General features: G+C 56.3%; 23 protein-coding genes. 15 read left to right on the top strand and 8 right to left on the bottom strand.

The genetic code is table 11. The features are described 5' to 3' along the window. Window position 1: 1 nt before the first annotated feature. From argE to ACR0IO_RS02265, 4 genes are read left to right on the top strand one after another with little or no spacing between them, the layout of a single operon-like run. On the top strand, window positions 2–1,168 hold the full coding sequence (argE, locus tag ACR0IO_RS02280) for an acetylornithine deacetylase (RefSeq protein WP_480739177.1): 1,167 nt from the start codon (window positions 2–4) through the stop codon (window positions 1,166–1,168). Window positions 1,169–1,225: 57 nt separating this feature from the next. Further along, entirely contained in the window at window positions 1,226–2,392 is a 1,167-nt protein-coding gene (locus tag ACR0IO_RS02275) for a M20 aminoacylase family protein (RefSeq protein ID WP_480739175.1), read from the top strand. A gap of 17 nt (window positions 2,393–2,409) precedes the next feature. Beyond that, on the top strand, window positions 2,410–3,573 hold the full coding sequence (locus ACR0IO_RS02270; protein WP_480739173.1) for a M20 aminoacylase family protein: 1,164 nt from the start codon (window positions 2,410–2,412) through the stop codon (window positions 3,571–3,573). 22 nt (window positions 3,574–3,595) lie between these two features. Next, window positions 3,596–4,759, top strand: coding sequence for a M20 aminoacylase family protein (locus ACR0IO_RS02265; protein ID WP_155147465.1), 1,164 nt, complete (start codon window positions 3,596–3,598; stop codon window positions 4,757–4,759). A gap of 62 nt (window positions 4,760–4,821) precedes the next feature. Here ACR0IO_RS02265 and ACR0IO_RS02260 read toward each other — a convergent pair whose 3' ends face one another. Both ACR0IO_RS02260 and moaA read right to left on the bottom strand, forming a co-directional pair. After that, on the bottom strand, window positions 4,822–6,120 hold the full coding sequence (locus ACR0IO_RS02260; protein WP_480739170.1) for a 3-deoxy-D-manno-octulosonic acid transferase: 1,299 nt from the start codon (window positions 6,118–6,120) through the stop codon (window positions 4,822–4,824). A 1-nt stretch (window position 6,121) separates the two neighbouring features. Further along, the gene (gene moaA / locus ACR0IO_RS02255; protein ID WP_480739168.1) at window positions 6,122–7,129 is read right to left on the bottom strand and encodes a GTP 3',8-cyclase MoaA; all 1,008 of its coding nucleotides are present in this window, start codon (window positions 7,127–7,129) and stop codon (window positions 6,122–6,124) included. A gap of 141 nt (window positions 7,130–7,270) precedes the next feature. On the opposite strand from moaA, the gene ACR0IO_RS02250 reads away from it, so the two are divergent. Next, the gene (locus ACR0IO_RS02250) at window positions 7,271–7,636 is read left to right on the top strand and encodes a hypothetical protein (RefSeq protein ID WP_480739166.1); all 366 of its coding nucleotides are present in this window, start codon (window positions 7,271–7,273) and stop codon (window positions 7,634–7,636) included. Here the strand turns inward: ACR0IO_RS02250 and ACR0IO_RS02245 are convergent. From ACR0IO_RS02245 to glmU, 4 genes are read right to left on the bottom strand one after another with little or no spacing between them, the layout of a single operon-like run. After that, window positions 7,633–8,310 carry a DNA alkylation repair protein gene (locus ACR0IO_RS02245; protein WP_480739165.1) on the bottom strand — a complete coding sequence of 226 codons (678 nt, stop codon included), beginning with the start codon at window positions 8,308–8,310 and terminating at the stop codon, window positions 7,633–7,635. The two genes, ACR0IO_RS02250 and ACR0IO_RS02245, sit on opposite strands and share 4 nt — an antisense overlap. A gap of 7 nt (window positions 8,311–8,317) precedes the next feature. Continuing rightward, window positions 8,318–8,860 (bottom strand): pyridoxamine 5'-phosphate oxidase family protein, encoded by a 543-nt coding sequence (locus ACR0IO_RS02240; protein ID WP_480739163.1) that lies wholly within the window; start codon window positions 8,858–8,860, stop codon window positions 8,318–8,320. Between the two features lie 3 nt (window positions 8,861–8,863). Beyond that, complete coding sequence (gene glmS, locus ACR0IO_RS02235; RefSeq protein WP_480739161.1) at window positions 8,864–10,687, bottom strand: glutamine--fructose-6-phosphate transaminase (isomerizing); 1,824 nt, start codon at window positions 10,685–10,687, stop codon at window positions 8,864–8,866. 3 nt (window positions 10,688–10,690) lie between these two features. Continuing rightward, window positions 10,691–12,043 carry a bifunctional UDP-N-acetylglucosamine diphosphorylase/glucosamine-1-phosphate N-acetyltransferase GlmU gene (glmU, locus tag ACR0IO_RS02230; RefSeq protein WP_480739159.1) on the bottom strand — a complete coding sequence of 451 codons (1,353 nt, stop codon included), beginning with the start codon at window positions 12,041–12,043 and terminating at the stop codon, window positions 10,691–10,693. Between the two features lie 134 nt (window positions 12,044–12,177). Here glmU and ACR0IO_RS02225 point away from each other — a divergent pair, with 134 nt between their 5' ends. Then, window positions 12,178–12,849 carry an HAD-IA family hydrolase gene (locus ACR0IO_RS02225; RefSeq protein WP_480739157.1) on the top strand — a complete coding sequence of 224 codons (672 nt, stop codon included), beginning with the start codon at window positions 12,178–12,180 and terminating at the stop codon, window positions 12,847–12,849. 39 nt (window positions 12,850–12,888) lie between these two features. After that, window positions 12,889–14,079: a DegT/DnrJ/EryC1/StrS family aminotransferase gene (locus tag ACR0IO_RS02220; RefSeq protein ID WP_480739155.1), complete on the top strand. Its 1,191-nt coding sequence runs from the start codon at window positions 12,889–12,891 to the stop codon at window positions 14,077–14,079. A gap of 4 nt (window positions 14,080–14,083) precedes the next feature. Here the strand turns inward: ACR0IO_RS02220 and ACR0IO_RS02215 are convergent, their stop codons facing one another. Continuing rightward, the gene (locus ACR0IO_RS02215; protein WP_480739153.1) at window positions 14,084–15,154 is read right to left on the bottom strand and encodes a Hint domain-containing protein; all 1,071 of its coding nucleotides are present in this window, start codon (window positions 15,152–15,154) and stop codon (window positions 14,084–14,086) included. Between the two features lie 192 nt (window positions 15,155–15,346). On the opposite strand from ACR0IO_RS02215, the gene ACR0IO_RS02210 reads away from it, so the two are divergent. Beyond that, window positions 15,347–16,510 (top strand): isovaleryl-CoA dehydrogenase, encoded by a 1,164-nt coding sequence (locus ACR0IO_RS02210; protein ID WP_480739151.1) that lies wholly within the window; start codon window positions 15,347–15,349, stop codon window positions 16,508–16,510. A gap of 53 nt (window positions 16,511–16,563) precedes the next feature. On the opposite strand, the gene ACR0IO_RS02205 is transcribed toward ACR0IO_RS02210, so the two are convergent. Further along, window positions 16,564–17,169, bottom strand: coding sequence for an OmpW/AlkL family protein (locus ACR0IO_RS02205; RefSeq protein WP_155147490.1), 606 nt, complete (start codon window positions 17,167–17,169; stop codon window positions 16,564–16,566). Window positions 17,170–17,305: 136 nt separating this feature from the next. On the opposite strand from ACR0IO_RS02205, the gene ACR0IO_RS02200 reads away from it, so the two are divergent. The 7 genes from ACR0IO_RS02200 to ACR0IO_RS02170 all read left to right on the top strand — a co-directional run bounded on the left by ACR0IO_RS02200 (window position 17,306) and on the right by ACR0IO_RS02170 (window position 25,036). Further along, window positions 17,306–18,832 carry an AMP-binding protein gene (locus ACR0IO_RS02200; protein ID WP_480739148.1) on the top strand — a complete coding sequence of 509 codons (1,527 nt, stop codon included), beginning with the start codon at window positions 17,306–17,308 and terminating at the stop codon, window positions 18,830–18,832. Beyond that, window positions 18,829–19,479 (top strand): lysozyme inhibitor LprI family protein, encoded by a 651-nt coding sequence (locus tag ACR0IO_RS02195; RefSeq protein ID WP_480739146.1) that lies wholly within the window; start codon window positions 18,829–18,831, stop codon window positions 19,477–19,479. The genes ACR0IO_RS02200 and ACR0IO_RS02195 overlap by 4 nt, the downstream gene beginning before the upstream one ends. A gap of 133 nt (window positions 19,480–19,612) precedes the next feature. Beyond that, the gene (locus ACR0IO_RS02190) at window positions 19,613–20,119 is read left to right on the top strand and encodes a hypothetical protein (protein ID WP_480739144.1); all 507 of its coding nucleotides are present in this window, start codon (window positions 19,613–19,615) and stop codon (window positions 20,117–20,119) included. A gap of 12 nt (window positions 20,120–20,131) precedes the next feature. Continuing rightward, window positions 20,132–21,736, top strand: coding sequence for a carboxyl transferase domain-containing protein (locus ACR0IO_RS02185; RefSeq protein ID WP_480739141.1), 1,605 nt, complete (start codon window positions 20,132–20,134; stop codon window positions 21,734–21,736). Between the two features lies 1 nt (window position 21,737). Beyond that, entirely contained in the window at window positions 21,738–22,169 is a 432-nt protein-coding gene (locus ACR0IO_RS02180) for an ASCH domain-containing protein (protein ID WP_480739139.1), read from the top strand. A gap of 5 nt (window positions 22,170–22,174) precedes the next feature. Beyond that, window positions 22,175–24,106: an acetyl/propionyl/methylcrotonyl-CoA carboxylase subunit alpha gene (locus ACR0IO_RS02175; protein ID WP_480739136.1), complete on the top strand. Its 1,932-nt coding sequence runs from the start codon at window positions 22,175–22,177 to the stop codon at window positions 24,104–24,106. 75 nt (window positions 24,107–24,181) lie between these two features. Beyond that, window positions 24,182–25,036 carry a hydroxymethylglutaryl-CoA lyase gene (locus ACR0IO_RS02170; protein WP_480739134.1) on the top strand — a complete coding sequence of 285 codons (855 nt, stop codon included), beginning with the start codon at window positions 24,182–24,184 and terminating at the stop codon, window positions 25,034–25,036. Window positions 25,037–25,041 lie beyond the last annotated feature (5 nt).

Below are 25,041 nucleotides of genomic sequence, written 5' to 3'. Positions count from 1 at the left end.
CATGTCAAACCGCCTGACGCCGCTTGAGATCATGACCAAGCTGATCTCGTTCCCGACGGTGAGCCGCGACACCAACCTGCCGTTGGTCGAGTGGGTCGAAGGGTATCTGGACAGCCACGGGATCAAATCGCATCGCTGGCCTGATCCGGATCAACCGCACAAGGCCGCCATATTTGTCCATGTCGGCCCGTGGGAAGAGGGCGCTGTGGTTCTTTCGGGGCATACCGATGTTGTGCCGGTCGATGGTCAACCCTGGGACACCGATCCTTTCGTCGTTACCGAGAAAGACGGAAAGTACTTTGGTCGCGGTACCTGCGATATGAAGGGTTTCGATGCATTGGCCATTTGGGCTTTGGTCGAGGCGCAATATGCTGATGTCAAACGCCCGCTCCAGCTGGCGCTCAGCTTCGATGAAGAGATCGGATGTACCGGCGCACCGCCGATGATCGTGGCGATGCAGGACGTATTGCCCAAAGGTTCAGCAGTTGTCGTTGGCGAACCTTCGATGATGCAGGCGGTAACCGGTCATAAAGGAGGTATCGGTTTCGATACCCATATCGTTGGGTTCGAGGTTCACAGCTCGATCATGCATACCGGCGTCAATGCGATCATGGAGGCCGCGCCTCTGATTGACTGGGCCAATGATCAGAATGCTAAGAACATGGCCGCTGAACCCAGCGACATCGCGGCAATCTTTGACCCGCCATGGACCACCTGCCACGTGGGCATGATTCAAGGCGGTACGGCACATAACATCACCGCCAAGGACTGCCGGTTCATGATGGATTTCCGCATGGTGCCGGGAGAGGCAGCCTCGCAATGGGAAAGCGCTTATCTGCACGAGGTTCGGGAAGCCGAGGAGCGTATGCAGAAAGTACACCCCGAAGCCCGCATCGAGATTTCTCAGAACTTTGCGGTACCTGCCTTGGTCCCGGAACAGGATGGCGAGGCTGAGGCGCTTGTACGGTCTTTGACCGGTGACAACGCGACCCATGTCGTGAGCTATGGTACAGAGGCCGGACAGTTTCAGGAGGCCGGGTATTCTGCCGTCATCTGTGGTCCGGGCGACATTGCACAGGCCCATCAGCCCAACGAGTTCATTACGATTGCACAATTTAACGAAGGTCAAAAATTCATGGAACGTCTGCTGGAGAAGCTTACCGGCTGAACCGGGACGTAGCGCCTGAGCATTCGATTCAGGCAATAGCTTGAGGGAGGACGAACAATGCCCGTGAAGAACAGGCTTGCCGATATGCATGGCGAGATCACCAAGTGGCGCCGTCATCTGCACGCCCATCCCGAGCTGATGTATGACGTTCAAGAGACAGCTGCATTCGTGGTTGATCGGTTGAAAGACTTCGGTGTCGATGAGATCACTCCGGGGATCGGAAAGACCGGGGTTGTGGCTGTTATCCGGGGCAAGACTGATACTAAGGGACGTGTGGTCGGGCTGCGGGCGGATATGGATGCGCTGCCGATCGAAGAAGCCACCGGATTGGACTACGCCTCAACCGTTTCAGGCAAGATGCATGCGTGTGGTCATGACGGCCATACCTCGATGCTGTTGGGGGCCGCGCAATATCTGGCTGAGACCCGGAATTTTGACGGCACGGTCGTTCTGATTTTCCAACCCGCAGAAGAGGGTGGAGCCGGCGGTCTGGCAATGTGTCAGGACGGGCTTATGGAGCGTTGGGGGATTCAGGAAGTTTACGGCATGCACAACATGCCGGGTCTTCCGGTTGGTGAGTTCGCTATCCGGCCCGGAGCTCTGCTTGCGTCCTCGGATGAATTCGAGATCGTCGTGACCGGGAAAGGTGGGCACGCCGCTGCCCCCCATGATGCCGTGGATACAACGCTTGTCGCCTCTCACATCGTGGTGGCATTGCAGTCGGTTGTGTCGCGTACGGTTGACCCGATCAAACGTGTTGTTCTGACGGTCGGCACTTTTGACACTGACAGCGTCGCATCAAATGTGATTGCGCATACGGTCCGGTTGCAGGGGACTGTCAGAACACTGGATCCCGAATACCGCAAAATTGCAGAAGAGCGCGTGCGCAGGATTGGTGAGGATACGGCCTCGGCCTTTGGCGCCGAAGCTAAGGTGACTTGGACACCGGGATATCCGGCTACCGTCAATTCCGATGCCGAGACTGCGTTTGCAGCCGAGGCGGCAGAGGCTGTGGCAGGCAAAGTCAACGACAACACTGATCCGATCATGCCGTCTGAAGATTTCGCCTATATGCTTGAAGAACGGCCAGGAGCCTACATCTTCATTGGGAACGGGGATACGGCGATGTGCCATCACCCGGAATACAACTTTGATGACGACGCGATTCCCGCCGGGTGCAGCTGGTTTGCTGAACTGGTGGAACGACGAATGCCAGTGGCATAATCACAGGGGAGAATGACATGCCGATCAAGAACCGTCTCGCTGAAATGCACGATGAAATCACCGGCTGGCGGCGTGACATTCACCAACACCCCGAAATTCTATATGACACACACCGCACCAGCGCTTTGGTGGCCGATAAACTCCGCGCATTTGGATGTGACGAGGTAGTCACCGGTATTGGTCGCACCGGCGTGGTCGGCGTGATCAAGGGTAAGGCAGACACTCAGGGCCGCGTAATCGGGTTGCGTGCTGATATGGACGCGCTGCCGATGCAGGAGCAGACCGGTCTGGACTATGCCTCACAGACGCCGAATGCAATGCATGCCTGTGGTCATGATGGTCACACAGCTATGGTTCTGGGTACAGCAAAATATCTGGCTGAAACGCGAAACTTCGACGGAACGGCGATCGTGATTTTCCAACCCGCCGAAGAAGGCGGGAACGGGGCCGAAGCGATGTGCAAGGATGGTCTGATGGACCGGTTCGGCATTCAGGAAGTTTATGCCATGCACAACGTGCCGGGTGTACCGACAGGCCAATTTGCCATTCGGTCAGGCCCATTGCTTGCAGCGGCAGATGAGTTTGATATTCATCTCGAAGGTCATGGCGGTCACGCAGCCAAGCCACACGATACCGTGGATACCACTGTGATGCTGTCGCAACTTGTTGTTGCTTTACAGACAGTTGTGTCGCGCAACTCTGACCCGATCCAGCAAGGTGTATTGTCGGTCACCTCTGTAGAGACGTCCTCGAATGCTTTTAACGTGATCCCGCAATCTGCCCGTGTGCGGGGTACTGTGCGCACCCATTCCAATGAGATGCGCGACCTGATCGAAAAGCGCCTGACAGAGATCACAGAAGGTGTTGCCGCCACCATGGGTGGAACCGCGACTGTGACCTATACCCGCGGCGTTCCAGTCACGATCAACGCCGAGGAACAGACAGGCTATGCCGAAGAGGCAGCGATTTCTGTGGGCGGCAGCTGTGCCGAGGCGCCGATGGTCATGGGGGGCGAGGATTTTTCTTTCATGCTCGAGGAACGCCCAGGGGCCTTCATTGTTTTGGGTAACGGAGACAGCGCCGGGCTGCACCATCCGGAATACAATTTTAACGACGAAATCATCCCGATCGGATGCTCGTGGTTTGCAGAAATGGTCGAGCGCCGCATGCCGGCGGCTTGAACTGAATTAGGAGAGAGAAGAGATGCCAGTTAAGAACCGTTTTGCCGAATTACAGGACGAAATCACTGCATGGCGACGAGACATTCACGAAAACCCTGAAATCCTGTTCGAAACCCATCGTACCAGCGCATTGGTTGAGGAAAAGCTGAAGGAATTTGGCTGTGATGAGGTTGTTTCCGGAATTGGTCGCACAGGGGTTGTGGGCGTCATCAAGGGTAAATCCGATAGCAAAGGCAAGGTGATTGGTCTGCGTGCGGATATGGACGCCCTGCCGATCCACGAGGCGACCGGTGTTGAATATGCATCGAAGACGCCAGGCGCAATGCACGCATGTGGCCATGACGGACATACTGCGATGCTGTTGGGGGCAGCAAAGTATCTCGCCGAGACCCGTAATTTCGACGGGACTGTGGTTGTGATCTTCCAGCCCGCCGAAGAAGGTGGCGGCGGTGGTCGCGAGATGTGCGAAGACGGCATGATGGACCGCTGGAACATTCAGGAAGTCTATGGAATGCACAACTGGCCGGGTAAACCGGTTGGCAGCTTCTCGATCCGCCCGGGGGCGTTCTTTGCTGCCACTGACCAGTTCGATATCACGTTCGAAGGGCGCGGTGGTCACGCAGCCAAACCTCACGAGACGGTGGATACGACAATTATCGCAGCCAAGGCTGTTTTGGCGCTGCAGACCATTGCATCGCGTAATGCTGATCCGATCGATCAGGTCGTTGTCTCGGTTACTTCGTTTGAAACCTCCTCGAAGGCGTTCAACGTGATCCCGCAAAAAGTGCAGATCAAAGGCACTGTGCGTACGATGAGCAAAGATATGCGCGATCTTGCCGAACAGCGGATCAACGAAATCTGCAACGGTATCGCAGCGACCTTTGGCGGAACAGCCGACGTCACCTATATCCGTGGCTATCCGGTCATGGTGAACAGCGAAGACCAGACTGACTTCGCAGCCGATGTTGCCCGCTCGGTCGCAGGCGAATGTGAAGAGGCACCTCTGGTCATGGGGGGCGAGGATTTTGCATTCATGCTTGAGGAGCGTCCGGGTGCCTATATTCTGGTGGGCAATGGCGACACAGCCATGGTGCACCACCCGGAATACAACTTTAATGACGAGGCGATCCCTGCCGGGTGCAGCTGGTGGGCTGAAATTGTCGAACAGCGGATGCCTGCTGCATAACCATCTGGGGCGGGATTCACCTCAGTACTCAGGCCCGGTAACTGATGAAGTTGCCGGGCTTTCTATTTCAGGTCGAGTTTCTCGCATAACGCATCAATGACACCATCGAGTGCGGATTTTTGGGTATTCACACAAGCGCCCGCAGCGTTTCTGGCGTCGATCAGAGCAGCGTCATCCGATAGCCAATGGGTCACTGCATCTGTCAGTTCCTTGCTTGATTGAACTTCGACCGCTCCTCCGGCTTCAACCAGCGGGGCGAAGGTTTCAGCAAAGTTGTAATAGCCCGGTCCGGTGATGACTGCGGCACCTGCTTGCGCTGGTTCGAACGGGTTGTGGCCCCCGATATCCTTAAGCGATCCGCCAAGGAACACGACAGGGCACAACGCGTACCATGTGCCGGTTTCTCCAAGCGTATCCGCTACATAGACGTGCGTGTTTGCGGTGATCTCATCACCCTTGCTGCGAAGCGCGAAAGATAATTCGGCGGAACTTACAAGCTCGGTCACTTCATCACGCCGTTCTGGGTGGCGTGGGATCAGCAGCAGCAACAAATTGGGCCAGAGCTTTAGCAGTTCCTTGTGGGCCGCGAGAACCGTTTCTTCTTCGCCTGCATGTGTCGAGCTGGCGATCCACACGGGTCGTCCATCCAACTGACGACGAATATCGGCCAGCGTCGCCTCATCCACCGGCAATGGGTCTGACATAGCCTTGAGGTTGGTGCCGGGATGTACCCGGTCCGCCGGGGCACCCATTGCGATCAGATTTGTCGCGGTTCTATCGTTTTGCGTCAGGAATAGCTGAAAATGATCCAATATGTATCGCGCCGTTTTGGGGCGTTTTTTCCAACCTTTCACTGATTTCTCAGAAAGTCGGGCATTAAGCAGCGCGAGCGGTGTGCCGCTATTGGCGCTTTCAACAATGAGTCTTGGCCAGATCTCGCTTTCAACAAAGATGCCAGCGTCAGGTTTCCAATGCTCCAGAAAACGATGAACGGGGCCGCCCGTATCCAGCGGCGGGTATTGGTGACGCGTACGCGGCGGCATACGCTTTTCGATCAACGCCGCAGAGGTTGGTGTGCCTGATGTGATCAGGAATTCTGCATCTGGCAGGCGCTGACCAAGGCGTTTGATCAAGCTGAGGACCGACAGGCTCTCTCCGACGCTGGCTGCGTGAAACCAGATCAGCGTATGGTCCGGGCGGGGTAGGGTGGCATACCCAAGGCGCTCTCTTTGGCGATCATTTGAAACGCCAGCCGTTTCCAGCTTGCTGCGTACAGTGCGCCATGCCAGGGGTGCCAGTACAGAGGTCAGGCCGCAGTACAGCTGGTACAGCAGCGTGGGTCGGCCATCCTGATGTGACATTTCAGCCGCCTGTATGGCTCATATGACGGCTCATCTGACCGTCGACCGACTGGCGGGAATAATCAAAGTCATGCCCCTTGGGCTTGAGGTTGATCGCAGCCCGGATCGCATTCTCGAGCGGTTCTTCCGTATCGGGATAATCACGCAAAGGCCCGCGGAGATCTGCCATATCTTCCTGACCAAGGCACATATAAAGCTCACCGGTACAAGTCAGACGAACGCGATTGCAGCTTTCGCAGAAATTGTGGCTGAGCGGGGTAATGAAACCGATCTTCTGCCCGGTATCTTCAAGGCGGACATAGCGCGCGGGACCGCCGGTGCGCTCTGCCAGATCCGTGACCTGATAATGGTTTTCATACTCGGCGCGTACATCCTTGAGGGACCAGTATTGGTCCAGCCGGTCTTCGTTACCAATGTCCCCCATAGGCATGACTTCGATCCATGTCAGATCCATGTCACGCTCGGCGCACCATTCGGTGATGCGGGGTAGTTCTTCTTCGTTGAACCCCTTTAGGGCAACGGCGTTGATCTTGATCCGAAGCCCTGCTTTCTGAGCGGCATCGATACCGTTGAGCACCTGCTTTAGCCGACCCCAGCGCGTGACCTTGGCGAACTTGTCTTCGTCAAGCGTATCCAGCGAAACATTCACACGCCGAACACCGGCAGCATAAAGATCGTCGGCAAAACGTGACAGTTGCGATCCGTTCGTGGTCAGTGTCAATTCTTTGAGAGCGCCGCTTTCCAGGTGCCGGGTCATGGAGTTGAAGAACGTCATTATGTTGCGGCGCACCAGAGGTTCACCGCCAGTAATGCGGAGTTTTTCAACTCCCATCTTCACAAAGGTCGAGCACATGCGATCCAGCTCTTCCAGCGTCAGCAGCTCTTTCTTGGGCAGAAAGGTCATATTTTCCGACATGCAATAGACGCAGCGAAAGTCGCAGCGGTCCGTTACAGAGACGCGGAGATAGGTGATTGCACGTGCAAATGGGTCGATAAGCGGAGCGGTCATGCGTCATAGGTAAAGCGGCGACTGGTCAGCGGCAAGTGTGAACTACGCTTTTGGCTGGTGCAGATGCGCGCAGAGCGATAGGTTTCGGGTATGAGAAATGCGTTATTGGTAACATGCGTTCTGCTTGCGGGATGCGATACGGTGCGGTCGGCGTCAGATCGTGTGTTTGGCGGGTCAGACAAGCCAGCCGAAGCTGAACCCACGGTAGTTGAAGACGCTGTAGAGCCACAGCCTGCTTCGGCTGCCAGTGTTGGCTGGACAGGCGCCAAAACGACGATTGCCGGGTTGGGGGACCCCAACAAGGGCGGTCGGTGGTTGGAAACCCCATTGGTGGATACAGAGGTGACTGCGCGTGTTGTGGTGCCCAAAACCGGTGCGCAGGCCTATATCACTCTGGTTCCCGTTTCAGGCCCTGAAGGGGGCGGCAGCCGCTTGTCGGTGGATGCAATGCGGGCCTTGTTGATACCCTTTGACGAACTCGTCGAGCTGGAAGTCTATTCCAACTAATCCTTCAGGTACTTGCCTGCTTCTTTCCGCGCGAATGGCTTCATCGCGTCGCCGTGCTTTGCCAGAAATGCACGGACGCGTTCGGGATCGTGTTTTGAAAGATCCCGGAGCCACCAGGCAACGGATTTCTGGATGAACCAATCCCGGTCGGGCACATATCCGGCGGCCCAGCCCAAGATGCGATCACGCCGTTGCAGGTCATCGGGTTTTGGGTGGTTCTGTTTTGTCCAGGGCAGGGTGGCCACCAATGCAGCGCGGCGTGTCCACATGTGATCCGATTTGGTCCAGTCTTCGACCTGATCGAGGCGCTGCGGGTCCGCGCTCAGACGTTTTTGCATCGCCATGCAGGCGTGATCCGCCACTGCCCATGCATCGAAATCCGGTACCCAGCTTTGCAACAGTTGCCAGACCGCTTCATCCGGACGAATTCTGGCCTGCGTCAGCAGTTTAGCCGCTGCAAGCCGCCCTTCATGAATGTTGGTCTGCCACAGGGCACTGGCCAATTCGACACGGGCAGGCACGTCCAACTCCTGTCGCCAGGCTTTGGTCAGGTCGTTCAATACGGGGTTGGTGACACCCAGATATGGTCGTTCCACCTTATGATACGCCGCCAACTGCTCGGCGCGTTCGGCGTCGGCATGGGCTTTGATCTGATCGAGATAAGCGTCGAGCATCGTCTGATCAGACCTGGCTGCGCGTGGGTTTGCCATCAATGGTCTGATGGTTTTTCTCTACCCAGTAGGCGCGAATGTCGTCATCCGACTTGCTATCAACCCATTTCTGCATCGTATCCCGTTCAGACTGATATTCCATAAACGGAACGGCATAACCGCATGAGGTCTGAACGATATCAATGCTCAGGTCATATATTTGGCGGGCACTGCGATGATCTGGAAACAGCGCTTTGAGTTCTTCCCAGTCACGATCACCTTCGTGGATTGTTTGTGCCGTACCATAGGTACGCAAAATCAACGGCCGTGTGGTGAAGGAACACCACATGAGCGTCATGCGATTGACTTCAAGCAGATGACCAGCGGTTTCGTTCCCGCTGCCAGTCAGATTCATCCAGATAACTCGGTTGGGCCCTAATACCCGCAATGAATCCATCCCCTTGGGCGAGATGTTGACGCGCCCGTCCGTTCCGGCAGTGCCAACGAAGAACATGTGCTGCTCTTCGATGAACTTTTGATGTGGCGGGTCAAGCTGCGAGAACTGTTTAGCCATGGGTCACTCCACCGTAACGGATTTTGCAAGGTTGCGGGGTTGGTCCACATCGGTGCCTTTGGCGACGGCTGTGTGATAGGCCAGCAACTGAGCCGGAACCGAATACAGGATCGGGGCGAGGCTGGGATGAACGTGCGGCATTCTGATAGTGCTCCAGACGCCATCTTTGGCCTCTGCGATACCATCGTCATCGGAAACAAGAATGACTTTGCCTTTGCGCGCCATCACCTCCTGCATGTTTGACACGGTCTTGTCAAAGACCTCATCCCGAGGGGCCATGACAACGACCGGCATATGTTTGTCGATCAGGGCAATCGGTCCGTGTTTCAACTCACCTGATGCATAACCTTCGGCGTGGATGTAGCTGATTTCCTTGAGTTTCAGCGCTCCTTCCATCGCCAGAGGAAACATCAGACCACGACCGAGGAACAGAACGTCCCGCGCTTCACTGAGGCGTTGGGCGGATTTGCGAATGGCGCGGTTTTGGTCCAGCGCGGTATTCAGCACCGAAGGCAGCCCACGTAGGGCAGCCGCGTGATCAGCCAACTCCTCATCGGACAGTGTGCCTCGATCTGCCGCTGCCTTGAGTGCTAGCATAAGCAGCACGCTCAGCTGGCAGGTGAAGGCCTTGGTCGAGGCCACACCGATCTCAACACCTGCGTGGATTGGCAGGGCAATATCGCTTTCTCGCGCAATCGAACTTTCAGGAACGTTGACGACCGACACGATCTTGTCAGCTTTGCCTTCGCAATACCGCAAAGCGGCAAGCGTATCCGCAGTCTCGCCCGACTGGCTGACGAACAGAGCCAGTGATCGTTCAGGGATCGGAGGTTCGCGATAGCGGAATTCGCTGGCGATATCGACTTCGACGGGCATCCGCGCCAGTTTTTCGAACCAGTATTTCGCGGTCAGACAGGCATAGAAGGCGGTACCACAGGCCACCATAGTAAGACGGTCGAGTTTGGTGAAATCCAAATCCGTATCGGGCAGAACAACCTGATCGCCACCGGTTGGCAGGTAGGACCGGATCGCTTCGGCAACCACCACTGGTTGTTCCGCGATCTCTTTGGCCATGAAGTGTTTATGCTCGCCCTTATCGGCACGCGCATGGTCCAGCTTGATCTTGCGCTTTTCGCGGTTTGCAAGCTCACCCGCCTCATTCCGGATTTCCAGAGACGTACGGGTCAGAACAGCGCGGTCACCTTCTTCAAGATAGGTGATCTGGTTGGTCAGCGGAGCCAGCGCGATGGCATCCGAGCCCACAAACATCTCACCATCGCCATGGCCAATGGCCAGAGGTGAACCTTTGCGGGCCGCGACGATCAGGTCGTCCTCTCCGTCGAACAGAAACGCCAGTGCAAAGGCACCTTGCAATTTGTCGATGGTTTTGAACGCGGCCTCAACCGGCGAAAGCCCGGAATCCAGGTAGTGGGCAGTCATGAGGGCGACAGTTTCAGTGTCGGTATCGGTTTCGAAATTTATACCGTTTTCGGACAACTCGTCACGCAGATCACGGTAGTTTTCGACAATGCCATTGTGCACAACGGCTACAGGGCCAGCCTTGTGCGGATGCGCATTGTTGACGGTGGGCGCGCCGTGGGTTGCCCAGCGGGTGTGACCGATCCCGGATTTGCCGGGCAGGGGATCATGGACCAGAAGGTCGCTGAGATTGACCAGCTTGCCAACCGCCCGGCGACGCCCCAGGACGCCCGAATTTACGGTCGCAATACCCGCGCTGTCATAGCCGCGATATTCCAGCCTTTTCAGTGCCTCAACCAGAATTGGGGCTGCTTCGTGTTGTCCAAGAACTCCGACGATACCACACATGGATCAGGCTCCTTTGTCGCGGCGAGCCTTCTTCGCCTTCAACATATCAAACAGTTTACGTGCATAACCGGGTTTGTTGTCCTGCTTGGCACGGGCTACGGCCAGCGCGTCCGGTTCCACGTCACGGGTCACCACAGTACCGGTCGCCGTCATCGCACCGTCGCCAACAGTGACAGGCGCGACCAGCATTGTGTTCGAGCCGATAAACACGTTCTCGCCAATGGTGGTCTGATGTTTCATCACGCCATCATAGTTGCAGGTGATTGTGCCAGCGCCGATGTTTGTCGCCGCGCCAACCGTCGCATCACCGATGTAACTAAGGTGATTGACCTTTGCCCCTTCGGCGATCTCGGCGTTTTTGATCTCAACAAAGTTCCCGATGCGAGCGTTCTCGGCCAGTTCCGCACCTGGACGCAAGCGGGCATATGGGCCAACGACCGCGCCGCGGCTGACGTGGCACCCTTCGAGATGCGAGAATGCCCGGATCGTTGCACCGCTTTCAACGGTGACACCCGGGCCAAACACAACATTTGGCTCGATGACAGTATCACGGCCAATTACCGTATCCGCAGCCAGATAGACGGTTTCCGGATCCATCATTGTAACACCCAGATCCAGCAACTCGGCCCTTGCGCGGCTCTGGAATACCGAGTCCGCAACGGCCAGATCAGCGCGGGAATTCACGCCGAGTGTTTGCGCTTCGTCACAGGCAACAGCGGTAACCTTGAGGCCACGGTTGCGGGCGATCTCCACAACGTCAGGCAAGTAGTATTCGCCCGACGCATTGTCGTTGCCAACCGTATCGATCAAGGAAAACAGCGTTTTTGCGTCACACGCCAAAAGACCTGAATTGCAGAGTGTTATGGCGCGTTCTTCTTCCGAAGCGTCCTTGAATTCTACAATCCGTTCCAGCGTTTCACCCTGCATCACCAAACGGCCATAGCGGGCTGGATCTGCTGCCTGAAATCCCAGAATGACCAGATCGTTGTCGGACCGTGCTGCAACCATCCGCTCAAGTGTATCGGGCTGCAGGAATGGTGTGTCGCCATAGAGAACAACGATATCGCCCTCAAAATCCTTCAGTGCATCACGTGCCTGCGCGACAGCATGCGCGGTGCCCAACTGCTCTTCCTGAACTGCGATCTGAGCGATGTCGTCCTCGGCTGCTGCCACCTTGGCGACTGCTTCGGCACCGTGCCCTGTTACGATGACAGTTTGCTCGGGCGACAGAACTGCACCTGCGCGCATCGCGTGAACCAGCATGGGTACCTGGGCGATCGGGTGCAGTACTTTTGGAATATCCGAATTCATCCTGGTGCCTTTTCCGGCTGCAAGGATGACAAGGGCAATACTCATGAAATCGTTTTCTCTTTGTGTTTTGTTGCCGTCCGTTTTATCCGCTGAGGGCAAAGGCGCAAGCGGTTCGGGCATCAAACAAGATTGCCGTTTGCAACACGACATGGCGGAAACCTGCCGAGCAAGGAGAAAAAATGCGCACGGTCATCTTTGATCTGGACGGCACTTTGGCGGATACATCCGGGGATTTGCTGGCTGCTGCAAACCACTGTTTTCGTCATATGGGGCATGGGGATGTTCTGATCGACGGGCAGGACGCTGCAGTCGCATTGCGCGGTGGCCGAATGATGCTGACACATGGTTTGAAGCGTGTTGGAGAGTATTCTGAAGATACGGTTCTCGAGTACTATCCGATGCTTTTGGAGGCTTATTCGAAGGCGATAGATACGCACACGCAGTTCTATCCCGGTGCACTCGAAGCCGTCGATATTCTTCGGGGTGCGGGATATGGCGTCGGTATTTGCACCAACAAGCCCGAGGGGCTGGCCGATTTGCTGCTGACGCGGTTGGGGGTGCGGGATCAATTCGCGTCTCTGGTGGGTGCTGATACTCTGCCTGTCCGCAAACCCGACCCGGAACCTCTGCGTGAGGCAGCGCGACGTGCCGGTGGGCATCCGGATCTGTGCGTCCTGATCGGAGATTCCGATACCGACCGAAACACTGCCAAAGCTGCCGGCGTTCCATCCGTTCTGGTGACCTTCGGCCCGTCGGGTGACGATATGGCGGCGCTGGAGCCCGATGCGCTGCTACATCACTTCGACGACCTGCCAGAGCTTGTGACCGACCTGATTGGTGCGGCAGCGTGATCCCTTGACCCTAACCTATCGCGGACCCACAACAGCATTATGACTGAAACGTTTTCTGGCAGCTTCACCCAACAAGAACCCATCCCGGAAGAGGCTATCGAGGCCGCAATGGCCGTGCTGCGCCACGGGCGGTTGCATCGCTACAATGTTCTGCCCGGTGAGCTGGGCGAAACAGCTCTGCTCGAGCAGGAGTTCGCAGCCCAAATGGGTGCCAAGTACTGTCTGGCGGTGTCCTCTGGCGGATACGCGCTGGCAACGGCACTGCGAGCGGTGGGGGTTCAGCCCGGCGATCCGGTTCTGACCAACGCGTTCACTCTAGCGCCGGTGCCGGGTTCTATCGCCTCGGTTGGGGCTCGTCCGATCTTTGTCGGCGTGACCGAAAACCTGACCATCGATTTGGATGATTTGGAGGCCAAGCTGGGGCAGGCCAAAGTCCTGATGCTCAGCCACATGCGCGGTCATCTGTGTGACATGGATCGCCTGATGCAGATGTGCGATGCGGCCGGTGTAATCGTGATCGAAGATTGCGCGCATACCATGGGTGCTGCGTGGCGAGGTCAGTTGTCGGGTCGTCAGGGTGCCATCGGATGTTATTCTTGCCAGACCTATAAGCACGTGAATTCGGGCGAGGGCGGGTTGCTCATCACCGATGATGAAGAACTGGCGGCTAAGGCAACGATGTTGTCAGGGTCGTACATGCTGTACGAACGTCATCTGGCAGCTCCGGGCCCTGAAGTGTTTGAGAGGATAAAATACACCACGCCAAACGTGTCTGGGCGTATGGATAACCTGCGCGCGGCGATCCTTCGGCCGCAACTGCGTGATCTGGATCGCCAGGTTCAGCGTTGGAATGAACGGTATGTCGAGATTGAAAAGGGCCTGCGCGGAACGCCGGGTCTGACGATCGTCGAACGACCGGAAGAGGAAACCTATGTCGGATCCTCTATTCAATTCCTGTTGCTTGGCTGGTCGCCCGAGCGCATCGCTGATGTTATTCGTCGATGCGCAGAGCGCGGCGTTGAGCTCAAGTGGTTTGGCGGAGCTGAACCAAGTGGATTTACCTCACGCTATGATAGCTGGCGCTACGCCGAATCCGAGCAGATGCCTGAGAGCGACCGCATTCTCGCAGGCATCATGGACATGCGCGTTCCGCTGACATTCTCGCTGGACGATTGCCGACTGATTGCACGTATCATTCGTGCAGAGGTGGGCGCGGTCTACCAGTCCTGAGCCTTTAGGCGCTTTCGAACTCTATCAACGGCTTATTGTTTTTGCTCAGCCGTTCCACAAAGCGTTTTTGCTGCTTTCCATGTGGGATCCGCAGTCTTGAATACGGTGCATCGACTCTAGGTCGGTCGGGGAATAACAATTCGATCTCGGCTCTTGCTTCCTCGGTCACCGAGGACAAAGCCGCATCAGTAAGCAGCAGACTCTCGCTAGGTGCGCCATTCGCAAAGATGATCTCATGTGCGTCGAACAGCAGGTGATAGTAGGTCACACTCTCAAGCACTTGATCGATCTCGATCCCCGGTAATTCGGTAAGTTTGATCGCTGACACCAGCACATCCGGCGTGCCGAACATGCGGTTGGCAACAACGGACGAGGTCTGCATCCGGTGTTGGCGCGATACAAGAAGGTCTCGGTTAGGCAACCCGTTTCCCAAAGCCCCGACACCGATTCTGACAGGATGAAGTTTTGGGTGTATTGCCAGATCTGTTGCGTTTAGTGATCGTTTTCCAATCCACTGCAGAGGCTTCAAGCCATTCTGCGTCATGACCTTGTCACCTATGCGCAGGGTCTCGACCGGACGTTCACCGAATTCGGTTTCGATCTGCGTTCCCTGGCAAAAACAGACGATGAGTTTGATGTTGTCAACGATAGCGCCAAGGCTGTCATCCAGCCCCAGCTCTGTGAAACGCAGCGTGTAGTCACCGGCGCTAGGGAAATTGACGTCCAACGAAATACTCTGGAAACTGTTCGTCGTGGGCAGAACGGTCATTGAAGCGATGACATTACCTCCGCTGTCCAGAATCTCGACAACAAACCCTTCCTGACCCGCATTGCTGTTCGAGGCTGTGCGTAGTGCGGTATCGAGTGTCAGCCTTCCCGAACTCGGGTCGGTGATCGTAAAGGTTTGCTCCATAACCGTTGTCTGTCCAGAGTTGCCGTCAATCTCTGCCACGCGGTTCGATGAGCCATTTCCCAGATACGCGCCTTCGGTGTAGTTGGCCTCGATATCTGTTCCGGACCAATTTGCACTGCCGTTATTGAAGTCGCCATTTATAATCACATTGGTTGGCGGCATCTCTTCACTCACTTTCAAAAAATCAAACAGCCGTAGTCGGTTAGAGAGGTCATGTGTCAGAAATAAGATGTGTTCAAGCCGAAACTTCGCTTGTGGTAAGCGCTCGGTTTGCGCGGTCTGTCTTGACCCGTCCCGGACTCTGTGACAGGTTATTTGAACAGGTGTTCATTAAAGGCGAAGAGGAGAGCGCAGATGTTCACGGACACGATGAAGTTCGATCTAGGTGAGGATGTGAACGCGCTGCGTGAAATGGTGCACCGTTGGGCGCAGGAACGCGTCAAGCCGATGGCGGCCGAGATCGATCAAACGAACGCCTTTCCCAATGAGCTTTGGAAAGAAATGGGCGATCTTGGGTTGCTGGGCGTCACGGTGCCTGAAGAGTATGGCGGGGCAGGGATGTCATATCTGGCTCACACCATTGCGGTTGAGGAAGTCGCTCGCGCATCTGCTTCGGTTTCGCTGTCATATGGTGCTCACTCGAATCTCTGCGTGAATCAGATCAAACTGAACGGCAACGAAGAGCAAAAGCAAAAGTACTTGCCGCGACTGATCTCAGGCGAACACGTGGGCGCATTGGCGATGTCCGAACCTTCGGCCGGATCCGATGTCGTGTCGATGAAGCTGCGTGCTGAAAAGCGCAATGATCACTACCGCCTCAATGGCAACAAATACTGGATTACCAACGGACCCGACGCGGACACTTTGGTCGTCTATGCCAAAACCGATCCGGATGCGGGCTCGAAGGGAATCACGGCATTTCTGATCGAAAAGGAAATGACCGGGTTTTCGACGTCACCCCATTTCGACAAGCTGGGGATGCGCGGTTCCAACACGGCTGAACTGATTTTCGAAGACGTCGAAGTGCCGTTCGAAAATGTACTGGGGGAAGAGGGTAAGGGCGTTGCCGTTCTGATGTCCGGGCTGGACTATGAACGCGTCGTTTTGGCCGGGATCGGAACCGGGATCATGGCTGCCTGCCTTGATGAGATCATGCCCTATTTGGCCGAGCGCAAGCAGTTCGGCAAACCCATCGGAACCTTCCAGCTGATGCAGGGCAAGATCGCGGACATGTATACCGCGATGAACTCGGCCCGGGCGTACGTATACGAAGTGGCAAAAGCCTGTGATCGGGGTGATGTAACCCGTCAGGATGCAGCAGCGTGCTGTCTGTATGCTTCGGAACAGGCCATGTCGCAGGCACATCAGGCTGTTCAGGCTATGGGCGGGGCCGGATTCCTGTCAGACGCTGCGGTCAGCCGGATTTTCCGGGATGCCAAGCTGATGGAGATCGGCGCCGGTACCAGCGAAATTCGCCGGATGCTGATCGGGCGCGAGTTGATGAACAAAATGCTCTGAGAAAAGAAAACGCCTCGCAGACGAGGGAACTGCGAGGCGCTTGTATCGAGGGATCAGAAGCGATGGACGTAGGATACGCCGACCAGCCACGGATCAATTTCGGCCTTGCCGATATTGTTGCCGTTCAGCGTGACGTCCGAGTCGATGTCGAACCAGCGGACGTTCAGACGGACTGCGCCTTTGTCAGTGACCATATAGTCCAGACCGGCCTGCAGCGAGACGCCAAAAGAATTGTCGACCTTCAGATCACCCAGCGGCGACTGCTCGTCGAAAAAGACGGTGTAGTTCAGACCGGCACCTACGTAGGGCTTCCACGCGCTGTTGGTCGGGAAGTGATAGTTCAGCGACAAGGTGGGCGGCAGGTGCTTGACAGTGCCAGCCTCAGTGCTTCCACCCAGTGTGACGGTGTGCTTGAACGGGGTCGCAGCAAGCAGCTCGATACCCAGGTTGTCACGGATGAAATACTCGGCGGTGAAGATCGGACGGGTATCCGAGTCGATGTCAGCGTTCAGGCCTGCCAGCGTCCCATTGTCGGATTTAGGGTCGAGGTATCCAACACCGACACCAACGGTCCAATCACCCTGGTTCTGAGCGAAAGCGGGCACAGCAAGCGCAACAAGCGCGGTGGAAAGAGTCAAAGCGGCGAGTTTATTGGTCATCATCTGGCCTTTGAATTTGTTGATGACTTCTTTTTGAGTAGATGCGTGCCTGCACACTCTGATCTGCATCAAGTTTCAGTGATTGACCGATATATCCAAGGACGCTCAAGTGATTGTAAAATAAAGGGTAAACGCTATGCGTCCCGCTAAGGTCATACCGGGTTTGCGCCCTGAGGGTGGCTGGGACATTCCAGCTCGGCTGAACATGGCGCAGCAGTGCCTTTCGCACCCGTCGGATCAGATAGCGATCGTGGATCTGACCGGTTCTGATGAGGCACGAGTGACTTATGGCGAACTCGCCCAGATGACCGACGGGATCGCGAGGGCTTTATTGCGTAAAGTGCAGCGGGGTGATCGCGTTGGTGTGTTGCTTAGTCAGTCGCCGTGGTGTGCGGCGGCGCATCTGGCGATCTGGAAGATGGGTGCAATTTCAGTGCCCTTGTTCAAGCTGTTCAAACACGACGCGCTGGCGTCCCGTCTGGGTGATGCCGGAGTTCGGTTGGTATTGACCGACCCGGAAGGAGCCGCTCTGCTTGGCGCTCTGGCCGAGCCACTGATGGTTGATGAGATCGGTGAAGATGGTGATGCGATAGACTTCGCAGTTACAGGTCCCGAAGATCCTGCGGTTCTGATTTACACCTCCGGTACTACTGGCAGTCCAAAGGGTGCCCTGCACGGACATCGGGTTTTGGCAGGCCATCTGCCCGGCGTTTCCATCAGCCACAACCACTTGCAAGCGGGTGACTGCCTTTGGACACCGGCCGACTGGGCCTGGATCGGCGGGCTGTTTGATGTGTTGATGCCGGGACTGGCGCTGGGCGTTCCCGTCGTGGCGGCCCGATTGGAAAAATTCACACCCGATGCCTGCGCCGATGTGATCGCGCGTGGTGGCGTGCGGAATGTGTTCTTCCCTCCCACTGCCCTTCGAATGCTCAAAGCTGCAGATCAGTCGATCTCTGGTCTGCGCTCGGTTGCATCAGGCGGTGAGCCACTGGGGGCAGAGATGCTGGCCTGGGGCGAGAGAGCATTTGGTCTGACGATCAACGAATTCTATGGCCAGACCGAGTGCAACATGGTCGTGTCCTCCTGCGCCGAGGATTTCCCCGTACGCCCCGGTTGCATCGGTAAACCGGTGCCGGGGCACGAGGTGGCGGTGATTGATGAGAGCGGCAAGCCGTCGGATGAAGAGGGCGACGTGGCCATCCGGCGCGGCTCGGCCTCGATGCTATTGGAATACTGGAACCGGCCCGAGGCGGCGGCTGAGAAATTCCGGGGTGATTGGCTGATTACCGGAGATCGCGGTGTTTGGGAGGATGACTACCTGCGCTTCGTCGGTCGCGATGATGACGTGATCACCTCAGCCGGATACCGCATCGGCCCTGCCGAGATTGAGGATTGCTTGCTGACTCATCCGGCGGTGGCGACTGTGGGTGTGGTCGGGAAGCCTGATCCGCTGCGGACCGAGATCGTGAAAGCCTACGTGGTATTGAAACCTGGGGCCGAGGCTTCAGGGCCGGAGTTGCAAGATTGGGTCAAGGACCGCCTGGCGCAGTATTCTTATCCGCGTGAAGTGACGTTCTTGGAGGAACTGCCGATGACCGTGACGGGTAAAGTGATCCGAAAGGAATTGAAGATGCGTGCGGCGGAGGAGACAAGAAAATGACATCGAAAGAGACATCAAGACTGAAATCTCATCTTGTCATATTGGCGTTCGGCGTAAGTGTTCTGGCTCAAACCTCTCACGCGTATGAGATCGCTTCCGAACAAAACGACAACTATTGGATAGAAACTGAAATCATTGAGGAATGCTTGGGCGATGCCCGAGAGGGGATCGAACAGAAAAAGCCTCAGAGAGCAATCCCAGACGCGATTTATGAGTGCATTGGAATTGCCGCCGGGGATTGTATGGATCGGACTGACTATTCGACCTACGGAATGATCATGTGTCTCGACGCGGAGACTATTTTTTGGGACAGAATGCTGGACCAGAATTATACTGACTTGGCTGCATGGGCCGAGAAACTGCATGGTGATATTTCGCCTGATGATCATGCCTTCAAATGGACCGCACCTGAGACCCTCAAAAAGATGCAAGCCGAATGGAGAGTATACTCTGAGGCTGTTTGCCGATTTCGAGCCAGTGATTATTGGAGGGGAACCGCTGCTGGGCCGACCAGAGTCGCGTGTTGGATGCGCAGAACCGCTGAACAGGCTCTAAAAATGGAGCGAGAGATACTTGGCACCTGTAGCTGGCAGCAAGGCAGTATTATACGGGAAATTTGTGAAGCACGCTGGGTAGCTGAACGATGAAACTAACCTCCAAAGCCATGCCCGCCTCCGAAGGCTTCAAAGCAAATCGTACCGCTCGTCTCGATGCTCTGGCGCAAATCTCTGTCCCCGCTGGAGTCACGCGAATGGCCGTTATCAGCGGTAGAGGTCGATCATGAATCGTAAGGTGCAAAAGGCTTTTCTGGCTGCGGCGGGTGTTCTTGGATTGGGCGCGCCATTGCTCGCAGATACAGACAAAGGTCAAATATTTGACACCAGATCCTTTTTGGTAGCCTGTTCAGATCTTGTTCCAAACGTACCGCTCGCCATTCCGATGGATGCTCAATGTATCTCGCAGGGCCTAAAAATGTGTGAACTGGCTCTTCTGAATGCTGGAACTGAGAAGTGCCTTGAAGAAGTGACTGCGTGGATGCGTGAAGAGACTGATTCAAACTGGCATCTTGTACCGGAAGATATTCGGCTGGATCACGACAAACCTCCTACAGCCGCAGAAATGGCCAGTGATGGAACAATGGCCGTCATTGGAGGATCTCTGCCGAATTGTGAAACAATGCAAATCGAAGGGGCCACTCAGCAACAAATCTGTGAGTATTTGGATGCTCTGGCGGGATGGCAGACCCTTCGCATTCTTCAACGTTCAGCTGGCGAAGTTAATCAGTAGCGGGTAGCAGATATGAAACTCAATTCCAAAGCAATGCCCGCCTCCGAGGGCTTCAAACAAAACCGCGCGGCTCATCTCGACGCGCTGGCACAAATCTCTGATGCAGCCGACGCAGCGCGAATGGGTGGGGGCGAGAAATCCCGCGCAAGGCATGAATCGCGGGGCAAGATGCTGCCTCGTCGAAGGGTGGCGAACCTATTGGATCCGGGCTCTCCATTCCTCGAAATCGGCGCAACGGCGGCGCATGGGATGTATGGGGACGCTGCACCCTCTGCCGGTGTCATCGCAGGAATAGGTCGCGTGCAGGGGCAGGAGGTCATGGTGGTGTGCAATGACGCTACTGTGAAAGGCGGCACCTATTACCCGATGTCAGTCAAGAAACACCTCCGCGCGCAGGAGATTGCCGAGGAAAACAACCTGCCCTGTATTTATCTTGTCGATAGCGGCGGCGCGAACCTGCCCAATCAGGATGAGGTCTTTCCGGATCGCGACCACTTTGGCCGCATCTTCTACAATCAGGCACGGATGAGTGCGAAGGGCATCCCTCAGATAGCAGTGGTCATGGGGTCGTGTACTGCGGGCGGCGCCTATGTTCCCGCAATGTCGGATGTGACAATCATCGTCAAAGAACAGGGCACGATCTTCTTGGCGGGGCCACCTCTGGTCAAGGCGGCTACAGGAGAGGTGGTCAGCTCTGAAGATCTGGGAGGTGGTGACGTCCATACCCGCCTGTCCGGCGTGGCGGATTATCTGGCCGAGGATGATGCCCACGCGCTCGCCTTGGCGCGTCGCGCGGTTGGTTCGCTGAACCGGCGCAAACCGCAAACAGTGGATTGGGCCAGCCCCGAAGACCCGGCCTATGATCCCGAGGAAATTCTGGGCGTCGTTCCGGCTGATCTGCGCACGCCGTATGATATTCGCGAAGTGATCGCACGGCTGGTCGATGGCTCGCGCTTTGACGAATTCAAGCCCCGGTTTGGTGAAACGCTGGTGACCGGCTTCGCCCATGTCAAAGGCTGCCCGGTTGGGATCATTGCCAATAATGGCGTCCTATTCTCGGAAGCGGCACAGAAGGGCGCGCATTTTGTCGAACTCTGCTCGCAGCGCAAAATCCCCCTGGTGTTCTTGCAGAACATCACCGGTTTCATGGTGGGGCGGAAATACGAAAACGAAGGCATCGCGCGCCACGGTGCCAAGATGGTGACAGCTGTGGCCACGACGAATGTGCCAAAGATCACGATGCTGGTCGGCGGATCGTTTGGTGCGGGGAATTATGGCATGGCCGGCCGTGCGTATCAGCCGCGGTTCCTGTGGACCTGGCCCAACTCACGCATCTCGGTTATGGGCGGTGAACAGGCGGCGGGTGTTCTGGCGACAGTCAAGCGTGATGGGATCGAGCGGCAAGGAGGCTCCTGGTCTGCCGAGGAAGAGGCTGAATTCAAACGCCCCACGCTGGAGATGTTCGAGGAACAATCGCATCCTCTCTACGCCTCAGCCCGACTTTGGGACGATGGAATTATCGATCCTCGCAAAAGCCGGGATGTGCTGTCGCTATCACTGAATGCAGCCTTGAATGCGCCAATCGAGGAGACACGCTTTGGCGTGTTCAGGATGTGATATGGCAGTTGGCTCTGATCTGAAAAAGCTTCAGAAGAAATATCCCTCCGCTCAAGTATTCAAATTTGGCGATAATCGAGCTTTGTGTGACGAATTGCTGGCCCTGGTCAGGTCTGGCGCAAAGACTGCAACATGCGGTGCGCTGACAGATTTTTCCGAGGGCGGCGAAGAGATGCCTGAGCCGAGGCGTCACGGCATAGCCTTGGATTGGGATGGCTGTCCGGCACTTGTGATCGAAACCATCGAAGTCACCATTCGCCGGTTTTGTGATGTGACTGAAGACTTCGCACTTGCCGAGGGTGAGAACGAAACTCTGGACGGGTGGCGAGATGGGCACCGTAGATATTTCGAGCGAAACGGTGGGTTTAATCCTCAAATGAAACTGGTTTGCGAGCGGTTCCGTCTCGTCGAAGATTTGGCAAGTGAAGGGTAATGGCCATGTTCAATAAAATCCTGATTGCCAACCGTGGCGAGATCGCTTGCCGGGTTATGGAAACCGCTCAGAAAATGGGTGTCTTTTGCGTTGCTGTGTATTCGGATGCCGATGCATCCTCCAAGCACGTTCAGATGGCGGACGAGGCCGTTCAGATCGGAGGGGCTGCTCCGGCGGACAGTTACCTTCGTAGAGATGTGATCATTCAGGCCGCACTGGATACCGGCGCACGTGCAATTCACCCCGGCTACGGCTTTCTGTCTGAAAATCCTGATTTCGTTGATGCCGTCGAAGCTGCGGGGCTGACTTTTATCGGCCCCTCGGCGGACGCGATCCGTAAGATGGGTTTGAAGGATGCAGCCAAGGTTCTGATGGAACAGGCAGGTGTGCCCGTCGTACCAGGATATCATGGCGATAATCAGGACCCGGAACATCTATCGGGTGCAGCAGACACTATTGGCTATCCCGTGCTCATCAAGGCCGTCGCTGGCGGCGGCGGCAAAGGAATGCGGCTTGTTGAAAAGCCCGAGGATTTTGCCGCTGCGCTGGACAGCGCACGTGGTGAGGCTCGTACCGCGTTTGGTAATGATGCGGTTCTGGTTGAAAAATTCGTGGCCAAACCGCGCCATATTGAGGTGCAGGTGTTTGGCGACGGCACCCATGCCGTACATCTGTTCGAACGGGATTGCTCGCTACAGCGTCGACACCAGAAGGTGATCGAAGAGGCGCCGGCACCCGGAATGACGCCTGAGATGCGTGAGGCGATGGGACTGGCAGGCGTGCGCGCGGCTGAGGCCATTGGATACAAGGGGGCAGGTACGGTGGAGTTCATCGTAGATGCCTCGGAAGGACTACGCCCGGATCGGTTCTGGTTCATGGAGATGAACACACGCCTGCAGGTCGAGCATCCTGTCAGCGAAGCCATCACCGGTGTCGATCTGGTCGAGTGGCAATTGCGCGTTTCAGCCGGTGAAAGCCTGCCCAAGCAGCAGCAGGATCTGTCGATCAACGGCCATGCTTTCGAAGCTCGGCTTTATGCTGAAGACGTGCCCAAAGGGTTTTTACCTGCAACGGGTACGCTGACTCATCTGCAGTTTCCATCCTATTGCCGTGCTGACAGCGGCGTCAGGGCAGGAGACACGATTAGTCCCTGGTATGACCCCATGATCGCCAAAGTGATTGTTCACGGGCCCACGCGTGAAGTCGCGCTGGAGTCGCTGCATCGAGCGCTAAAGCATACCGAGGTTGCGGGTACGGTGACCAATCTTGCCTTCCTCGGCGCTTTGACACGGCATCAGGGATTTGCATCAGGTGATGTGGATACGGGTCTGATCGGACGAGACCTGGACAATCTGGTGCAGGAGGCATCAGTGACACCATGTTCGCTGGTGGCTGCGGCCATGGTTGCCCTGAAACTGGACGATCCAGATGAAGAAAGCGGTTTCACACTTTGGGCCCCGCTGCATCGTGCCGTCCAATTGATGCAGGGTAGTGAGGTCGTCGATCTGGATGTTCAGGTTGAAAGCCCTGAACGGCAGATCTGGCAGGTTGGTCCTGAGACTGTGGTTGCAGAAAGAACCAATGGGCGTTGGAGCCTCGACGGAACTTCGATGCCAAACGTTGCTGTGTCCGGCTCTGAAATTACGGTGTTCGACAGTTACGGTCAGCTGTTTGGGTTCGCTGATCCGCTGGATCGGGACACCAGTGCGGCAGGCGATACGAATGTGGTTGAGGCACCGATGCCCGGTTTGGTGAAGGCGGTCTTTGCCACTGCCGGAGATGCGGTGAAAGAGGGTGATCGTCTTGCCATTCTCGAAGCCATGAAGATGGAGCATTCTTTGTTGGCTGCGCGTGATGGTGTCGTTGCCGAGGTTCTCGCAGAAGCTGGCGCGCAGGTTGAGGCCGGGGCGGCACTGGTTCGTTTGGAAGAGGAATGATCTTTCTGCTTGTCGCTTGGCAGCAGCTTGTGGTGCTGTGAAGCATAGAATTTGAAATCCGGGAAAGGGACGGCCATGGGTGAACGCGTTGAGGTTTTTGAAGTTGGTCCGCGAGATGGGCTGCAGAACGAAAAACGTGAAATTCCGGTGGCCGAAAAGGTGGCGCTGGTCGATTGCCTGAGCCGCGCCGGGTTCAGCAGAATTGAGGTGGCCAGCTTTGTGTCGCCAAAGTGGGTACCGCAGATGGCGGGCAGTGCCGAGGTGCTGGCCGGTATCAACCGTGCATCTGGGGTGCGTTACGCGGCATTGACCCCGAACATGCGCGGTTACGAAGATGCTTTGGCGGCAGGGGCTGATGAGATCGCCATCTTTGCGTCGGCATCCGAAGGATTCTCGAAGGCCAACATCAACGCCACAATCGCTGAATCGATCGAGCGTTTCGTTCCCATACTCGAAGCAGCGCGTCATATTGATCTGCCGGTGCGAGGCTACGTATCCTGTGTGACGGACTGCCCCTATGACGGACCAACACCGCCTGAGAAAGTTGCCGAAGTGGCTGATATGCTTTTTGCGCGCGGTTGCTACGAAATCTCGTTGGGGGACACGATCGGACAGGGTACGCCCGACACGATTGCCCGAATGCTGCTGGCGGTTCGCGAACGGGTGCCTGTGACACGGCTTGCTGGCCATTTCCACGATACCAATGGCCGTGCCATCGATAACATCGATGCATCCCTCGCGCTGGGCGTTCGTGTATTTGACGCGGCAGTCGGCGGATTGGGTGGATGCCCCTACGCACCGGGCGCTGCGGGCAATGTGGCGACCGAAGCGGTTGCGGCACATCTGGAGCGTTTGGGTTACGAAACCGGTCTGGATATGGCGGTTTTGGAAGAGGCCGCGGAAATGGCGCGTGCCATGCGATCGAATTAAGAGGC

Source organism: Ruegeria sp. CE12 (assembly GCF_056537525.1).
Note: the sequence above shows the minus strand (reverse complement) of the source record. Positions and strands in the feature narration are given on the sequence as shown.

Excerpts from the sequence above, each read along its gene's own strand:
- argE (WP_480739177.1), top strand. The coding sequence starts at position 2 with ATGTCAAACCGCCTGACGCCGCTTGAGATCATGACCAAGCTGATCTCG.
- ACR0IO_RS02275 (WP_480739175.1), top strand. The coding sequence starts at position 1,226 with ATGCCCGTGAAGAACAGGCTTGCCGATATGCATGGCGAGATCACCAAG.
- ACR0IO_RS02270 (WP_480739173.1), top strand. The coding sequence starts at position 2,410 with ATGCCGATCAAGAACCGTCTCGCTGAAATGCACGATGAAATCACCGGC.
- ACR0IO_RS02265 (WP_155147465.1), top strand. The coding sequence starts at position 3,596 with ATGCCAGTTAAGAACCGTTTTGCCGAATTACAGGACGAAATCACTGCA.
- ACR0IO_RS02260 (WP_480739170.1), bottom strand. The coding sequence starts at position 6,120 with ATGTCACATCAGGATGGCCGACCCACGCTGCTGTACCAGCTGTACTGC.
- moaA (WP_480739168.1), bottom strand. The coding sequence starts at position 7,129 with ATGACCGCTCCGCTTATCGACCCATTTGCACGTGCAATCACCTATCTC.
- ACR0IO_RS02245 (WP_480739165.1), bottom strand. The coding sequence starts at position 8,310 with ATGCTCGACGCTTATCTCGATCAGATCAAAGCCCATGCCGACGCCGAA.
- ACR0IO_RS02240 (WP_480739163.1), bottom strand. The coding sequence starts at position 8,860 with ATGGCTAAACAGTTCTCGCAGCTTGACCCGCCACATCAAAAGTTCATC.
- glmS (WP_480739161.1), bottom strand. The coding sequence starts at position 10,687 with ATGTGTGGTATCGTCGGAGTTCTTGGACAACACGAAGCAGCCCCAATT.
- glmU (WP_480739159.1), bottom strand. The coding sequence starts at position 12,043 with ATGAGTATTGCCCTTGTCATCCTTGCAGCCGGAAAAGGCACCAGGATG.
- ACR0IO_RS02225 (WP_480739157.1), top strand. The coding sequence starts at position 12,178 with ATGCGCACGGTCATCTTTGATCTGGACGGCACTTTGGCGGATACATCC.
- ACR0IO_RS02220 (WP_480739155.1), top strand. The coding sequence starts at position 12,889 with ATGACTGAAACGTTTTCTGGCAGCTTCACCCAACAAGAACCCATCCCG.
- ACR0IO_RS02215 (WP_480739153.1), bottom strand. The coding sequence starts at position 15,154 with ATGCCGCCAACCAATGTGATTATAAATGGCGACTTCAATAACGGCAGT.
- ACR0IO_RS02210 (WP_480739151.1), top strand. The coding sequence starts at position 15,347 with ATGTTCACGGACACGATGAAGTTCGATCTAGGTGAGGATGTGAACGCG.
- ACR0IO_RS02205 (WP_155147490.1), bottom strand. The coding sequence starts at position 17,169 with ATGACCAATAAACTCGCCGCTTTGACTCTTTCCACCGCGCTTGTTGCG.
- ACR0IO_RS02200 (WP_480739148.1), top strand. The coding sequence starts at position 17,306 with ATGCGTCCCGCTAAGGTCATACCGGGTTTGCGCCCTGAGGGTGGCTGG.
- ACR0IO_RS02195 (WP_480739146.1), top strand. The coding sequence starts at position 18,829 with ATGACATCGAAAGAGACATCAAGACTGAAATCTCATCTTGTCATATTG.
- ACR0IO_RS02190 (WP_480739144.1), top strand. The coding sequence starts at position 19,613 with ATGAATCGTAAGGTGCAAAAGGCTTTTCTGGCTGCGGCGGGTGTTCTT.
- ACR0IO_RS02185 (WP_480739141.1), top strand. The coding sequence starts at position 20,132 with ATGAAACTCAATTCCAAAGCAATGCCCGCCTCCGAGGGCTTCAAACAA.
- ACR0IO_RS02180 (WP_480739139.1), top strand. The coding sequence starts at position 21,738 with ATGGCAGTTGGCTCTGATCTGAAAAAGCTTCAGAAGAAATATCCCTCC.
- ACR0IO_RS02175 (WP_480739136.1), top strand. The coding sequence starts at position 22,175 with ATGTTCAATAAAATCCTGATTGCCAACCGTGGCGAGATCGCTTGCCGG.
- ACR0IO_RS02170 (WP_480739134.1), top strand. The coding sequence starts at position 24,182 with ATGGGTGAACGCGTTGAGGTTTTTGAAGTTGGTCCGCGAGATGGGCTG.